The following is a 14,876-nucleotide window of genomic DNA, read 5'->3' on the forward strand; positions in this document are numbered from 1 at the left end:
TTCGCACATGGAACTCCGACTCGAGGTTGTGCAGGTGCCCGTCTCCGATGTGGACCGCGCCAAGGCCTTCTACACTGACCAGCTCGGCTTCGTGCTCGATCACGACGTCGAACACATTCCCGGGATGCGCGTGGTCCAGCTGACCCCGCCGGGCTCTGCGGCGTCGATTGTGATCGGCACCGGCATGACCGGCATGACCCCGGGCAGCCTTGAAGGCCTGCAGCTGGTGGTGCCGGACATGGCTGAGGCCCGCACTGAGCTGGTCCGCCGCGGCGCCCCCGTCAGCGAGGCCCAGGACATGGGCGGGTTCGCCTTCGCCTACTTCAGCGACCCGGACGGCAACCGCTGGGTCATCCAGGAGATCCCGGCGCGGTAAGCGCGCCACAGCTTGACCGCTAGGCCACGTGCTCCATGGGGGCCTTGTTCTTCACCGCTGCCCGTCCTGTGGGAGGCGACGTGGATTCCCGCACCACCAGCCCCACCGGGAGCTTGACTGCCGGACGCGGCGCCGCTTGCGGGTCCACAATGTCCAGCAGCCGGTTGACCGTTGCCTGGCCGATCTGCCGCAGCGGGGTCCGGACCGTGGTCAGGGCAGGCGAGGTCAGGTTCGCGGACTGGATATCGTCGATGCCCACCACGCTGAAGTCGTCCGGGACGCGGTAGCCCCGGCGCCTCAGGCGGGCCATGATCTCCAGCGCCATAAAGTCGTTGAACGCCAAGACTGCCGTCGCCCCCGAGGCCATGGCAAGGTCCGCGGCGGACCCGCCGCCGCCGAACCCCGGCTCGAAATGGCCCAGGTCCGTGATCTCAAGCCCAGCCAGTTTCGGGGCCGTGGCGGCAAGGCCCACCCTGCGCTTCTCATCGGACCAGGACCCCTCCGGGCCGCCCGCGTAGGCAATGCTTCGGTGACCCAGCGCGTGCAGGTGCTCCACGGCCTGGCGGACCGTTTCCGTGGAATCAAAGCCCACATCCGCGACGCCCGGGCAGACCCGGTTGGACAGCACCACTGGCCCCGCCGCGTTCAGCGACTCGATGTCCTTCTCCGACATCTTGGACGAACAGACAATGAGCCCGTCCGTAAGGTCCTGCAGCCGGCGGGCCGCCTCGATCTCATACGACGCATCGTTGTCCGAGTCCGCAATCACCACCGAGTAGCCCTCACGCAGGGCCTGCCCGTACACACCCTTGGCAATGGCCGAATAGCAGGGGTGCTCGATATCAGGGACCAGCAGCCCGATGGTCCTGGAACGCCCTGCCACCAGGCCCTGGGCTACCGGGCTGGGCCGGTAACCCAGGTTCTGGGCCACCTCAAGGATGCGGCGGCGCGTCTCGGGTGCAACCAGGTCCTCTGAAGACAAAGCGCGGGAGACGGTGGACGCGGAGACTTTAGCTTCTGCCGCCACATCCCTTACCGTGACCTTGTCAGCCATTACGTCCCCTTTCGTGAATGATTGTCCATGAAACCGTTTGCATCCTATTTTAGGGTCAACATCACATGGACGCCTGAACATCGCTGAGTGTTGGCGTTGACGCCACAAGCTGCCGAGTGTAGTCGGCCTGGGGCGACGTGAACAGAAGCTCCGTGGTGTCGGCCTCCACCACCTCGCCATTCTTCATCACGATGGCGGTGTCCGCCATGTGGCGGATCACCGACAGGTCATGGGAGATGACCACCAGGGACAGCCCGCGGCTTGCCCGCAGTCCCATGAGCAGGTTCAGGATCTGCGCCTGGGACGAAATGTCCAGGGACGACGTCGGCTCATCGGCCACCAGAATCTTCGGGTCGCTGGCAAGTGCCCGGGCGATGCCCACCCGCTGGCACTGGCCACCGCTCAGCTTGGACGGCGACTTATCCATCGCCTCGTCGGGCAGCCCCACCTCGTTGAGCAGCTCCCCTGCCCTGCGCAGTGCATCCCGCTTGGGTAGTTTGTCCCACCGCATAAACACCTCGGCCACGGCCTGGCGGGGCGTGCGCCACGGCGTCAGCGAGCCGTACGGGTCCTGGAAGATCATCTGGACCGAGCGGCGCGCCGGGTGCCGCCAGTTCACCTCGGCCAGGTTCTGCCCCTCCAACCGGATGTCACCCGTGGTGGGCTGCAGTGCGCCGACGAGGACGCGGCCCAGCGTCGTCTTGCCGCTGCCGCTCTCCCCCACAATGCCGATGGACTTGCCGGCCTTAATGTCCATGCTGATGGGAGCCAACGACGGCGTGACCGTCCCCGGGTAGGTAACGCTGACGCTCTGCACTGACATCAGGACGTCCGGGGCCACCTCCCGCGCTTCGGGCTGTTCCGGCTTGCGCAGTTCCCCGGTGGTCCGGTCCAGGACAGTGAGCGTCTCACCGGCCGGCGTGGCTTCGGGACGTGCCGCCAGCATGGCCCGCGTGTAGGGGTGGCTAGGGGTAGTCAAGACCGTCTGGGTGGAGCCGCTTTCAATGAGGCGCCCCTGCCGCATCACGGCAACGCTGTCCGCGACCATATTCACCACGGCAAGGTCGTGGGCGATCAGCATCAGCGTCATGCCCGTTTCTTCCTTCAGCTCCCGGATCAGGCTCAGGATTCCGGCCTGCACCGTCACATCGAGTGCGGTGGTGGGCTCGTCCGCGACAATAAGCTCAGGCCGTCCGGCCAGGGCCAGCGCGATCATCACACGTTGGCGCATGCCACCGGAGAGCTCGTGCGGGTAGGCCTTGAGCAGGGCGTTGGGCCGCGGCAGCTGGACCTGTTCCAGCAGTTCCAGCGAACGCGCCCGCTGATCCGATTCCGGGTCCAGGAAGCGCACGGTTTCGGCAATCTGCTTGCCGATCCGGATCACCGGGTTGAGGCTCGAAAGGGAGGCCTGGGGCACCAGGGCGATCCGGCGCCCCCGCAACTTCTGCCGCTCCGGGGTGTCCCCCTGACCCAGCCCGACGCCGTCGAACGTTACAGTGCCGCCGGTGATCCGGCCCCCGATGTTATCCAGCAGCCCGGTCACCACCCGGGCGGTGACGGTCTTGCCGGAGCCGGACTCGCCCACCAGGGCGAAGGCTTCGCCGCGGGCGATCTCGAAGGAGACGTCGTGCAGGACCTGGCGTCCGGCCAGTTCCACCGACAGTCCGGAGACGCTCAGGAGCGGGCTTCCAGAGGATACCGCGGTCATGCCGTTGCCTTCTTTCGGGAATCGAGGAGTGAATCTGCCATGAAGCTCAGCGAGAGGCCCGTCAGGGCCAGCACGGCGCCGGGGAACAGTGTGATCCACCACGCCTGGCGCAGGAAGCCGCGGCCTTCGTACATGATGCTTCCCCACTCCGCAGCGGGCGGCTGGACACCGACGCCAAGGAACGGCAGCGAGGAAAGGATGACGGCAACGAGCACCAGGTCACCCACCGCCAGGGCCAGGTTCACCCGGGCAACGCCCGGAACGATGTGCCGCATCACCACGCGCAGCGGTGACAGCCCCGACACGCGGGTGGCCAGGATGAAGTCCGAGTTCCGCATGGCCAGGGCCTGGCCGTGCGCCATCCGGGCGTAGCTGGACCACATCACCAGCATCAGACCGGCCATGGCCGCCAGGAGACCGGCCGGGGCGAGGCCACCCGCCTCCACCTTCCCGAAAACCACCACGAGGGCCAGCAGCAGGATCACGGTGGGGAACGCGATCACGGCGTCCACGAACCGCATCAGCGTGCCTTCAAGCCAGCCCAGCCGGGTGGCCCCGGCGAGCGTGCCAAGGGTGGTGCCGATGATGAACACGGAACCGGCCACGACGACGGCGGCCACGAGGTCGATCCGGCCACCGGCGAAGGTGCGGACGAACAGGTCCCGCCCCACGCCGTCGGTCCCGAAGGGATGGGCCAGGCTGGGCGCCTGCAGGGCCCTTGCCACGAGGGCGTCAGGGGCGTACGGGGACAGGATGGGAACGAAAATGCACATCAGGACGATCAGGCCAAAGACCGATGCCCCGATGATGAGGCTGGCCTTCGCGCCGACGAGCCGGCGGAGCCAGCCCAGGGCCAGGGGTTTGCGTTTGTTCATGATCGCCTCGCACGTGGGTCGACAAGTGTGTAAGCCAGTTCGGCCAGGAAGCTGCTGAGCACAACGCCGATCGCCGTGATCAGCGCAATGCCCTGGATGACCGGATAATCGCGGTTGATGACGCCTTTGATCATCTCCGCGCCGAGGCCGGGAAGCCCGAAGACAGCCTCGATGATGATGGCGCCCGTCAGCAGGGAGCCAAAGCTGATGCCGACCAGCGTGATGACCGGCATCACGCTGTTGGGCAGGATGTGGCGGAAGTTGAGCACGCGCCGCGGCAGGCCGCGGGCCATGGCGGCCTCAATGTACTGCTGCCCGCTCACGTCAATGGCCGACTGCCTGACAGCGCGGGCAATGACGGGGGCGAGGTGGGCTGACAATGCCAGCCCGGGAAGGATGAGGAAGGTGAAGTTCTGCGGGTACTTCGCGGCCCAGCCGCCGGCCGGGAGCCAGTCCAGCCGGATGGCGAAGACCAGGATCAGGAGGAGCCCGATGAGGAACGTGGGGATGGCGTAGGACAGCATGACCCACGTGCGGACGGCCACGTCCACGCCCTTGCGGCGGCTGGTTGCCGCCACCAGGCCCAGGACGGTGCCCAGCAGTACTGCGACAAGGATTGCCATGATCACCACCGCGAGCGTGGTGGGCATGGCCCCGCCAATGACGGCCGATACCGAACGGCCGCGTTGGGCCAGTGAGGTGCCCAGGTCCCCCTGGAACAGGCCGCCGATGTAGCTGGCGAACTGTTCCAGGGGTGACTTGTCGAGGTTGAGCTCTCGGCGCAGGTCCGCTGCAGTTTCCGGGGTGTACTCGATGCCCAGGATGACCTCAACAGGGTCACCCGGGATCAGCCTGGCCAGCAGGAAGACCAGAACTACGATGAATCCGACGGTCCCAATGGATTGGCCTGCCCTGAGTGCCAGCCGCCGCGCTCCTGCGCCCAGTTTCATTTGGTGACGCTGCCAATCTGTCCGCGGGAGTCCTGCAGGGCGAAGAAACCGTCCGGCAAGGTGGTGGCTGCGCCACGGACCCAGGGGGCGAAGATAACGTACGGCTGGTCCTCGGCGAACTGCTTCTCGACGTCGGCCAGGGCCTTCGTGCGCGTGTCACCCAGGTTTTCGCGGACAACCTTGACGATGTCATTCATCTTGGGGTTGTTGTAGCCGGTGAACTCGGCGTTGGTGGGTGCGCCACCGAGCACTGCGTTGTTGAGCAGGGTGTCCGGGTTGTCGCCGGTGGTCGGCATGGAACCGGGGTACATCTCGTAGTCGCCGGCGCGTCCGCGCTTGGTGGCCGTTGCGGCGTCCACCTTGTCCAGCTTGACGGTGATGCCGATCTCGGCGAGTTGGCTCTGGACCAGGAGGGCGAACTGGGAAGCGAACGGGTGGGACTGGTCCTGGTACATCATGTTGACCGTGCAGCCGGTCTTGCAGTTTTCGGTCTGGGACAGGTACTTCCTGGCTGCATCAAGATTGCGGGGCTTATTGCGGTCGGCCTCGTGGCCCGGCATGTAGGACGGCCAGAACCCTGTCTGGGGAACGTTGCCGTCGCCCCAGATGGCGTTGACGATGGCAGGCCTGTCCAAGGCTTCGTTGACGGCCTTGCGCATGTTCACATCCGAGAACGGGCCGGACGGGTTCCACAAACGCAAATCGTAGAAACCATTTACGGGAGTGTAGTGGACCTTGATCTTGTCCGTGCCGCCCAGGGAGTTCAGGAAGTTGGGCGCGAGGTCACCGGCGAAGTCAATCTGGCCGCTTTCCATCTGGCTGATGGCGCTGTTGGCATCGGAGACGATCTTAATGGTCACTTCCTTCGCCAGCGGCTGCGGGCCGTTGTACTGCTCGTTGGCGGTGAGCTTCAGTTCGTCACCAGCCCAGGCGGACTTCACCGTGTACTGTCCGGAAGTGACGTTGAGCTTATTGAAATAGGGGTCGACGCCGGCCGCGAGGGCTTCGGAAGGATAGACCCCGAAGGATCCAAGGGGAAGGAACGATTTGAACGACGGGTACGGGGAGCTGAAGTTGAACGTCACGGTTGTTTCATCGGTGGCCGTCACCGAGGCGAGCGGCGTCAGGTAGGAAGCCAGCGAGCTCCCTTTGGCGGTGCGTGCGAAGTCGAAGGAGGCGGCCACATCCTTAGCCGTCAGCGGAGAGCTGTCGGAGAACTTCAGGCCCTTCTGCAGCGTGGCCGTTCCCTGCGTGTAATCCGCGTTGAAATTGAAGTCCGTGGCGAGGCCCGGCGTGACCTTACCGTCAGGTGCCAGGGTGAAAAGGGTGCCGTTGGTGAGCTGCTGCTGGATCCTGTCCGTAGGCGACTGCGTTGCCGCCGGGTTCAGGCTCTGGCTCGCCGCCGGCATGGCCACGACGATGCTGTCGCGCGGTGCCAGGGGTCCCGTTTCTGCTGCGGGGCCGGCGGTGCCGCCGCCGCAGGCAGTGAGGGCCACCACCGAGGCGGCGACAATGCCGGCCTGGTAGATCCGCAATGAGCGTTTTGCGTTCATGCTGTTTCTCCTTGTTTCATGCCTTAACTAATGGCCGTATCAACGGCCAGGGTTACGTGGGTTGGAACGTGGATATGACGCGGTCTTCAGCGTCGTAATCGAACGGGTCCGAAGTCCCGCCGAAGAATGTCCGGACACCGAGGCCCGGGTTGCCGAACTTGCTGTTGGCAAGCCGTTCGTGGAAAGCGCCGGAGGCAACGTCCCGCAACAGGGAGTCGACGGTCCGCGCCACTCCGGCGGCGTAGGTCAGGACGGGCTCGTAGCCGAGCTGGGTCCGCGCCGCTTCCGTGTCCAGGAAAACCGGAGCGGGGAGTGACCACGGTGAAGCCACCGGTGGTTGGCCCGGGACCAGCACGAAGTCGACACTGACGTTCATGGCCTCAGCGATGCCTTTGGCGATGTCATGCTCGGTTGGTGAGCCCGGGTCCCCCGCATTCAGGATCCGGTGCCCGGGATTTCGTGCGGCCAGCCGGATCATTTCGGCGAGGTTGCCGGTGGAGACGGGGTGGTAGCTGCCCTGCCCGTCGAAGCCCAGGACAAAGGTCCGGCGCCCATCGAGGATGCGCCGCGCGTAGAACCATTCCCTGGCCTGCGGGGTATTCGGGCCATGCACCGTTGCGGGACGGATCACCGTTGCGGGAACCGGTCCGTTCGCCAGGGCCAGTTCGACGGCCCGTTTCCGGCTGGCGTAGGTGCCGGTTCCGGTGTCCACCGTGCGGGCCGACTCCGGGACCGGCCCGTTGAACCGGGGGCTGCTTTCAAGGTCAGTGATGGATTCGAGCGCCCGGCCCTGCGGGTCCACGTAGAGGCCGCCTGTGGAGATGGCAACGATCGAGCCGATGACACCTGCATGGCGCGACAACTGGTCAACGTGCTGCGGATCGAAGGCCACCACATCCACCACCACATCGAAGCCCTCCTTGAGGACGGCATCCATGCTCTCATCGTCTGCGCGGTCCACCTGGCGGAAGTGGGCGCCGCCCGGCGGCTTGGCCTGCCCGCGGCTGGCGACCGTGACGTCCCAGCCATCCTCGAGAAGCCGCACCGTGGCGGCCTGCCCTATCTGGCCGGAACCGCCGATGACCAGGGCATTGGGCCCGGTCAACTTAAGGTCCTGACCCGCGGGGTCCGCGGCGAGGGAGGGAACGCTTTCATGTGCACTGCTCCTGAATCATGGGGCGGAATGTTTCATGTGACTCGTAACACAATGAATTGTTGCTGCGCTGCTTGTCAAGTGTTGCGGCATAACTTCTCATTTGTTGCACTCGATGATTCGGCAAACTCTGGAAAATGCCCACAACTGCAAGGATTTGCATGCCTGAAACGTATTGACAGTTTGTTGCATTCTGTTGCAGACTGATTCACGCCGGGCCAGCTGGTGTGAGTGCCGCCACCAGCTTGCGGGACCGCGAAAGCCGTTCGTCCTGTGAATATCCACATAAGCCAGCACACAAGGGAGTCAGCAATGGGATCAGTTTCGGTCGGCGTCATCGGATCAGGATTCGCTGCCGGCCTGCACGTCGAGGCGCTCCAGCGCGTTTACGGAGTGGACGTCAAAGTCCAGGCCGTCACGGCCAGGAGCAGGCAGAGCGCCGACATGTTTGCGCGCAAACATAGCATTCCGAATTCCTATGCGACCTACGAGGAACTCCTCGCCGATCCGAGCATCGACGTCGTGTCCATCTGCACCCCGAACGCCCTGCACGGCAACATCGTCATTGAGGCGGCGCAGGCCGGGAAGCACGTCATCTGCGAGAAGCCGCTCACCGGATCCTTCGGGCCAGCGAAGGACCAGGGCCTCATGCGTGCCATCCGGGAACGGGAAGAAGCCCAGGCATCGCTGGCCACCATCAGGGAGGCGGTGCAACAGGCAGGAACCCAGTTCCTTTACGCCGAAAACTGGATTTACGCACCGGCCACCACCAAAACCAAGACCCTCATGCGCGCCTCAGGGGGATCCGTCGTCGACATCCGTGCGGAACAGAGCCACAGCGGCTCACACGCCGCCGCCACCCGCCGTCGGGAAACAGCAGGAGGAGGCGCGCTGCTGACACTGGGAGCCCACCCCATTGCAGCAGCACTGCACTTGAAAGCCTTCGAGGGCGAGCTTTTAGACGCCAAGCCAATCCGCGTGGAGTCAGTGACGGCGGAGACCGCAGCCCTCTACTCGAGTGCCGCCGTGCGCCGGTCCGGGAGCCGCAACTGGCTCGTCAACGATTGGAAAGACGTGGAAACGTGGGCCAACCTCGTGATGAATTTCGAGGATGGCACCAAAGCCGTTGTTAATGCCTCCTTTGCCATGCTCGGCGGCATCAGGAACACCTTCGAGGTCTACACAACGAACGCCGTCTTCCATAACAAGATGACGCCGAATTCCTCCCTGCAGGTTTTCACACCCGACCATGCCGCCTTCGGCGACGAAAGTCTGCACGAAAAGGTGGAGAGCCGGGCCGGCTGGATCTCCGCCTCACCCGACGAAGACTGGGCCAAAGGCTACCCCCAGGAAATGCAGGACTTTATGGAATGCATCGCCGAGGGACGCCAGCCTGTCGCAGGGCTGGAACTGGCCAGCGACGTAGTCGATGTGATCTACGCAGCTTATGAATCCGCGGAAGCGGGCCAGCGCGTCCTGCTGTAAACCAACCGAGTTTCGCTTAAAAACACAAAGGAGCAGAACCATGATTTATGAACTCAACCACTTCGGTATCTTCGTCGAGGACATTGACGCGACCCTGGACTTCTACGCCAAGCTGGACGCCAAAAAAGTCTTTCACCACACCATCGAAGGCCCCCAGGTCCAGGTGGTTTACCTGCAGCTGGCTGGCGGCATGATTGAACTCGTCTTCAACCCCAACGCTCCGGCTGGGTGGAAGTACGGCATCGACCACCTGGCGTTTATGACCGACGACCTGGAAGGCGATTACCAGCGACTTATCGACGCCGGCTGCACCGGGGACGAAGCCCCCAAGAAGGCCGGCACCGGCAAAGGCACGCTGGCGTTCCTGCGCCGTCCGGACGGCGCCCGGATCGAGCTCCTGGAACGCGATGTGGACTTCCGGATCGCCGATGCGGGCGACGGCCTGATCAAGGGCTTCGACCACTACGCATACGGCGTGGATGACCTCGATGAGGCCTCGGAGTTCTTTGCCAAGACCATGGGCATGGCACACGTCCTCAACATGCCACGCGACGGCGGCACCCCCACCCGGTCCTTCCACAACATTGGCTACGACGTCCTGAGCCTCCGCGTTGCCGAGGAGGGCACGGATCGCTTCCCCCACTTCGCCCTGCGCGTGGAGAACGTTGACGAGACCCTTGCGGTGCTGGCTGGCCGTGGCGTGTCGCCTGCTGTTCCGTCCGCTGCATCCAAGTCCGGCGTTGGCCGCAACGCCTACCTGACCGACCCCGACGGCGTCAGGATCGAACTGCTGGACCGTCCCGAACTCAGCACGCTCTAGATCTGCTGCATGTGGGCGCCGCAGGCTGGACGATCTTCCGTCCGGCCCGCGGCGCCCTTTTGGTGAGCTCCTAACGGAGGTCCGGGAGGCGCCGATCCAAATATTTGCGACCCGGTACACACTTGGTTCGGCGTCCTGAAGACGAAAGTCGGGTACCCCCTACCCTTGTCCTGCGTGCCTCGCCTCCCTACGATGATGCATACCGACTCTGGGGGTTTGGGCATGCTAATTGAACAACATATGATCTGGCGTGGTTCCGGCTCGGGAGCCCTGCTGGATATCCATGGCCATTCGGAGGCGGCCCTGGCGGGTTCCCTGGCGCAGCTCGTCGCGTCGTCGATAAGCCGCCTTTCATGCTGGCCGGTGGAGAGCACTGTGACGGTGGTGAGGCCGGACGGGACGCCCTGCATTGGGGCAAGTACTGAAGGTGCCGCCGTCGAGCTTTCCCGGTGGGATCAGCGCACCGCTGCGGGCCCCACTTCGCGTGCCCTGCGGGGCCGGCTGTCCATCATCCTCAACGACCGCTGCCCGGACCCGCGCTGGCCGGAGTACTGTGCCAGCCTCACGGCGGCCGGTTACCGATCCGCCGTCGCAATCCCCCTGCCGCTGGAACACGGTTACAGCGCTGCCCTGACCCTCTATTCCGCGACGGCGAACGTGTTCTCTCCCGTTGTCGCCGCCAAGGTTCTAGTCTTCGCCGGCGTGGCGGCCACGAGCCTCCGGCTGGCGCTGAAGCACCGTGCCGATTTGGCCCTGTCCGCCGAACACCGCGCCACTCTTGCCAGCAGCACCGTGATCAACACCGCGTGCGGCGTGCTCATGGGGCAGAACGGCTGCTCCTACGAGGCCGCCCACCAGATGCTCCTTCAGGAATCGAAGCAGCGGAACCTGACCATCCGTGACGTTGCCGAGGGCCTCCTGCAGGTCCTGCCCGGCGGTGTCCCGGCCAGTCACTTCACAGCCCGCGCCTGACCGCTTCACTCCCCCAAATGTAAGTCGCAGCAGATGCCCTTATGAGGGCTCACAAGGACATCTGCTGCGACCCAGTTGGGCGGGGACGCGCAGGACGGTCAGCGCAGAATGACTGTCCGCCCGCCGTCGAGCATTACCCGGCCTTCACAGTGCCAGCGCACCGCGTTGCTGAGCGCCTTGCACTCTGCGTCGCGGCCCACCCGCACCAGATCCTCGGCCGTGTGGGTGTGGTCCACCTCGATGACCTGCTGGGCGATGATCGGTCCCTCATCCAGCTCGGCGTTGACGTAGTGCGCCGTGGCACCCACGGTTTTTACGCCGCGGTCGTACGCCTGGTGGTACGGCTTGGCACCCTTGAAGCTGGGCAGGAACGAGTGGTGGATGTTGATGGTTTTGCCCGTCAGCTTCGCGGACAGCTCATCGCTGAGGACCTGCATGTAGCGGGCCAGGACCACCAGCTCCACATCAAACTCGTCCACGATTTCCAGCAGCCGCGCTTCCTGGGCCGGCTTGGTTTCCTTGGTGACCGGCAGGTGGAAGAACGGGATGTTGTGCCACTTGACCAGGTCCTCGTGGTCCGTGTGGTTGGAGACCACGGCCACGATGTCCACCGGCAGATCCCCGGTGCGGGCCCGGAACAGCAGGTCGTTGAGGCAGTGCCCGAACTTGGACACCATCACCAGGACCCGGCGTTTGCGGCCGTTCGGCTCCAGCTGCCAGTTCATGGCCCATTCGGCTGCCAGCGGCTCGAAGTCCCGGCGCAGTTCCTCGGTGCTGAACTCCTTCGCGCCGGAGGCGAAGTGCACCCGCATGAAGAACTGCTGCGCCTGCCGGTCACCGAAGTGCTTGGTGTCGATGATGTCGCAGTCGTGGTCCAGCAGGAAACCCGTGATCGCGTGGACGATGCCCGGCGACTCGGCGCAGTTGACGGTGAGGACGTGTTCGGTTTCCATTTAGCGCTCCCGGTCTGCTTTGGCCTCGGCAGCGGCCTTCTCATCCGCCACCACCTTCTCGCCGGCGAGGTCCTTCTGGAACTCGGCGTAGCGGGCCAGGTGGGAGGGGCGCTTGCGCAGGATGAACCAGGCGATGCCGAGGACGAAGAACCAGATGGGGGTGACCAGCAGTGCCAGGAAAGTGTCAGGCTGCGTGGTGAGCGCCCACAGCACGAAGGCGAAGAACGCGAAGACCACCCAGACCATGGGGATGCCGCCGGGCATCTTGTACTTGGAGCCCTCATGCAGGTGCGGACGGCGCGAGCGGAACTTCAGGTAGCTGGCCAGGATGATGGACCAGACAAAGACGAAGCAGACGGCCGAGACGGTGGTGACCATGTCGAAGGCCAGGCCGATGTCCTTGCCCGCGTACATGAGGATGACGCCGGAGAGCAGCAGGACGCAGGAGAGGAACAGGGCGTTCTGCGGCACCTTGCGGCGGGACAGGCGGCTGAACACGCCCGGCGCGTCGCCCTCCTGGGCCAGGCCGTAGACCATGCGGGAGGTGGAGTAGATGCCGGAGTTGGCCGAGGACATGGCCGAGGTGAGCACCACCAGGTTCACGATGGTGGCCGCGGCGCCGAGGCCGGCCAGGGAGAACATGGCAATGAACGGGCTGTGGCCGGCCTGGAACTGGGTCCACGGGGTGACGGACATGAGGATGATGAGGGCGCCCACGTAGAAAAGCAGCACGCGGATGGGGATGGAGTTGATGGCCTTGGGCAGGTTCTTCTCCGGGTCCTTGGCCTCGGCGGCGGTGGTGCCCACGAGTTCAATGCCAACGAAGGCGAACACGGCGATCTGGAAGCCGGCAACAAAGCCCATGAACTCGTTCGGGAACATGCCGCCGTGGCTCCACAGGTTGGAGAAGGTGGCAGGGCCGGCGTCGGACTGGAAACCGCTGAAGATCATGAAGAGGCCCACGATGATCAGGGCCGCGATGGCGATGATCTTGATCAGCGCGAACCAGAATTCGGTCTCACCGAACGCCTTCACGGTGGCGAGGTTCAGGACCAGGAGGATGATGACGGTGGCAATGCCCGGGATCCACAACTGCACGCCCGGCCAGAGTTCCTGGGAGTACCCGGCAATGGCGATGACGTCCGCGATGCCGGTGATGACCCAGCAGAACCAGTACGTCCAGCCGGTGAAGAAGCCGGCCCAYGGACCCAGCAGGTCAGCGGCGAAATCGCTGAAGGACTTGTAGTTCAGGTTCGAGAGCAGGAGTTCACCCATGGCCCGCATCACGAAGAACAGCATGAAGCCGATGATCATGTAGACAAAAATGACGGACGGGCCGGCCGCCGAGATGGTCTTGCCAGAACCCATGAACAGGCCTGTGCCGATGGCGCCGCCAATGGCGATCAGCTGGATGTGCCTGTTGCTGAGCTGCCGCTCCAGGTGGGGCGGCGTGCCCGGGGTGTTGACGGTTTTAGTACTCACGTGCTGCTCCTCGAATAAGTGCTGGCTGGAGTGCCGTAGGGGAAGACGCGGGACCCACTTCATCGGGGACCGCATCGAGGTTGTTGAAGCTGTAAAGATGGATCCCTGCGAGGCCGGGCTGGCTGTGCAGCGCGGCGACCAGGGAGTTGGGTGAGTAACGGTCACCGCTGAGCAGCTTGCGCGCCAGCGGGCCTTTGCGGCTGAGGAACTTCAGGGAACTTCCGACGCCGATCTGCGCGGCCAGGTTGACCAGCTTGGTCCGCTGAACGGACCCCGCCACGCCCGCCCAGAGGGGCAGGTCCAGGCCCTCGCGGCGCAGGAGCGCCGCGAAGTCGAGGATTTTTGGGGCGGAGAAACACATCTGGGTGACAACGCTCGTGGCCAGGTGCTGCTTCCCTTGCAGGGCATCGATCAGGTCCAGGGCGGCCACCGAGGGGTGGCCTTCCGGGTAGCCTGCCACGCCTGCGCGCATCAGGCCACCGGTGTACTGGGAGATGTCCTCGAGTACCGGCAGGGCCGACTCGTACGGGCCGGCCGGGTTCTTCCGGTCCCCGCCGATCACAAACACCTCGTTGATGCCTGCCACATCGCACTCCCGCATGATGCGGGTGAGCTCGGCACGGTCACGGATGCTGCGGGCGGCCAGGTGCGGGATGACCTTGTAGCCGAGCACGGCCAGCTCCACCGAGGCGCGCATGGTCCGTTCGATGCCGTGGTGGGGCAGGCACGTCATGGTCAGCGTGGTGGTCAGCGGAACCATCTTTTGGACCTGGTCCACGATCCCGGCTGAGGGGATGATTTCGATTCTTGTAGGGAACATCATTGGTCCGTTCGTACTATCGGCTCTGAATACCGGCGCGGTCTACTGGCGCGCTCAGCTGGCGTGGGCGGCCAGCAGTGAGCTGGCTTCCTGGCGGGTGCTGCCGGAGGATTCGATGTGGGCGAGTTCGGCCGGGATCTCCCAGCCCTTCTTCCGCATCGCGGTGGCCCAGAGCCGGCCGGCACGGTAGGAGGAACGGACCAGCGGGCCACTCATCACCCCGAGGAACCCGAGCTCGTTCGCCTCCTCCTGCAGGTCCACGAACTCCTGCGGCTTGACCCAGCGGTCCACCGGCAGGTGCCGCTCGGACGGGCGCAGGTACTGGGTGATGGTGATCAGGTCACAGCCGGCCTCGTGCAGGTCCCGCAGGTGGATCTTCCGGACCGTCTCGGCGTACAGCCACACACCCTCATCCTCGAGGTCATCCCGGGCCACACCCGTRACGGTGGCGTAGCGCAGCTGCATGGCCTGGACMSWSCGGGCCACCTTGGTGGGCTCGAACATGTCCACCGGGGAMGGCTTGCCGGTATCGATCTGGCAAAAATCACAGCGCCGGGTGCACTCGGAGCCGCCGATCAGGAACGTGGCTTCCTTGTCTTCCCAGCACTCAAAAATGTTCGGGCAGCCGGCCTCCTCACACACCGTGTGCAGGCCTTCCTTCTTCACCAGGTTCTT

General features: G+C 64.7%; 14 protein-coding genes. 4 read left to right on the forward strand and 10 right to left on the reverse strand.

Going from position 1 to position 14,876, the window contains the following annotated elements:
• Window positions 1-7: 7 nt before the first annotated feature.
• Window positions 8-376: a VOC family protein gene (locus AC1DIM_RS16760; RefSeq protein ID WP_477711628.1), complete on the forward strand. Its 369-nt coding sequence runs from the start codon at window positions 8-10 to the stop codon at window positions 374-376.
• Between the two features lie 19 nt (window positions 377-395).
• Here the strand turns inward: AC1DIM_RS16760 and AC1DIM_RS16765 are convergent, their stop codons facing one another.
• The 6 genes from AC1DIM_RS16765 to AC1DIM_RS16790 form a co-directional block, all read right to left on the reverse strand.
• Complete coding sequence (locus AC1DIM_RS16765; RefSeq protein ID WP_477711629.1) at window positions 396-1,430, reverse strand: LacI family DNA-binding transcriptional regulator; 1,035 nt, start codon at window positions 1,428-1,430, stop codon at window positions 396-398.
• A gap of 61 nt (window positions 1,431-1,491) precedes the next feature.
• On the reverse strand, window positions 1,492-3,138 hold the full coding sequence (locus AC1DIM_RS16770; protein ID WP_477711630.1) for a dipeptide ABC transporter ATP-binding protein: 1,647 nt from the start codon (window positions 3,136-3,138) through the stop codon (window positions 1,492-1,494).
• On the reverse strand, window positions 3,135-4,013 hold the full coding sequence (locus tag AC1DIM_RS16775) for an ABC transporter permease (protein ID WP_477711631.1): 879 nt from the start codon (window positions 4,011-4,013) through the stop codon (window positions 3,135-3,137). Before AC1DIM_RS16775 ends, AC1DIM_RS16770 begins: the two co-directional genes overlap by 4 nt.
• Window positions 4,010-4,963 carry an ABC transporter permease gene (locus tag AC1DIM_RS16780; RefSeq protein ID WP_477711632.1) on the reverse strand — a complete coding sequence of 318 codons (954 nt, stop codon included), beginning with the start codon at window positions 4,961-4,963 and terminating at the stop codon, window positions 4,010-4,012. The genes AC1DIM_RS16775 and AC1DIM_RS16780 overlap by 4 nt, the downstream gene beginning before the upstream one ends.
• Window positions 4,960-6,516 (reverse strand): ABC transporter substrate-binding protein, encoded by a 1,557-nt coding sequence (locus tag AC1DIM_RS16785; protein ID WP_477711633.1) that lies wholly within the window; start codon window positions 6,514-6,516, stop codon window positions 4,960-4,962. The genes AC1DIM_RS16780 and AC1DIM_RS16785 overlap by 4 nt, the downstream gene beginning before the upstream one ends.
• 52 nt (window positions 6,517-6,568) lie before the next feature.
• Window positions 6,569-7,621 (reverse strand): NAD-dependent epimerase/dehydratase family protein, encoded by a 1,053-nt coding sequence (locus AC1DIM_RS16790; protein WP_477711634.1) that lies wholly within the window; start codon window positions 7,619-7,621, stop codon window positions 6,569-6,571.
• A 360-nt stretch (window positions 7,622-7,981) separates the two neighbouring features.
• Between AC1DIM_RS16790 and AC1DIM_RS16795 the strand changes: the two genes are divergently transcribed.
• The 3 genes from AC1DIM_RS16795 to AC1DIM_RS16805 all read left to right on the forward strand — a co-directional run bounded on the left by AC1DIM_RS16795 (window position 7,982) and on the right by AC1DIM_RS16805 (window position 10,946).
• Complete coding sequence (locus AC1DIM_RS16795; RefSeq protein WP_477711635.1) at window positions 7,982-9,154, forward strand: Gfo/Idh/MocA family protein; 1,173 nt, start codon at window positions 7,982-7,984, stop codon at window positions 9,152-9,154.
• A gap of 40 nt (window positions 9,155-9,194) precedes the next feature.
• The gene (locus AC1DIM_RS16800; protein WP_477711636.1) at window positions 9,195-9,974 is read left to right on the forward strand and encodes a VOC family protein; all 780 of its coding nucleotides are present in this window, start codon (window positions 9,195-9,197) and stop codon (window positions 9,972-9,974) included.
• Between the two features lie 222 nt (window positions 9,975-10,196).
• Window positions 10,197-10,946: an ANTAR domain-containing protein gene (locus AC1DIM_RS16805; protein WP_477711637.1), complete on the forward strand. Its 750-nt coding sequence runs from the start codon at window positions 10,197-10,199 to the stop codon at window positions 10,944-10,946.
• Between the two features lie 98 nt (window positions 10,947-11,044).
• Here AC1DIM_RS16805 and purU read toward each other — a convergent pair whose 3' ends face one another.
• The 4 genes from purU to AC1DIM_RS16825 all read right to left on the reverse strand — a co-directional run.
• Window positions 11,045-11,899, reverse strand: coding sequence for a formyltetrahydrofolate deformylase (gene purU, locus AC1DIM_RS16810; protein ID WP_477711638.1), 855 nt, complete (start codon window positions 11,897-11,899; stop codon window positions 11,045-11,047).
• Window positions 11,900-13,381, reverse strand: a complete 1,482-nt coding sequence (cycA, locus tag AC1DIM_RS16815) for a D-serine/D-alanine/glycine transporter (protein WP_477711639.1) — start codon at window positions 13,379-13,381, stop codon at window positions 11,900-11,902.
• Complete coding sequence (locus AC1DIM_RS16820; RefSeq protein WP_477711640.1) at window positions 13,371-14,204, reverse strand: methylenetetrahydrofolate reductase; 834 nt, start codon at window positions 14,202-14,204, stop codon at window positions 13,371-13,373. The genes cycA and AC1DIM_RS16820 overlap by 11 nt, the downstream gene beginning before the upstream one ends.
• Window positions 14,205-14,255: 51 nt before the next feature.
• The coding region (locus AC1DIM_RS16825) for a lipoyl synthase (protein ID WP_477711641.1) at window positions 14,256-14,876 on the reverse strand (621 nt) is incomplete at its 5' end.

Source organism: Pseudarthrobacter sp. 01T43, from assembly GCF_056398665.1.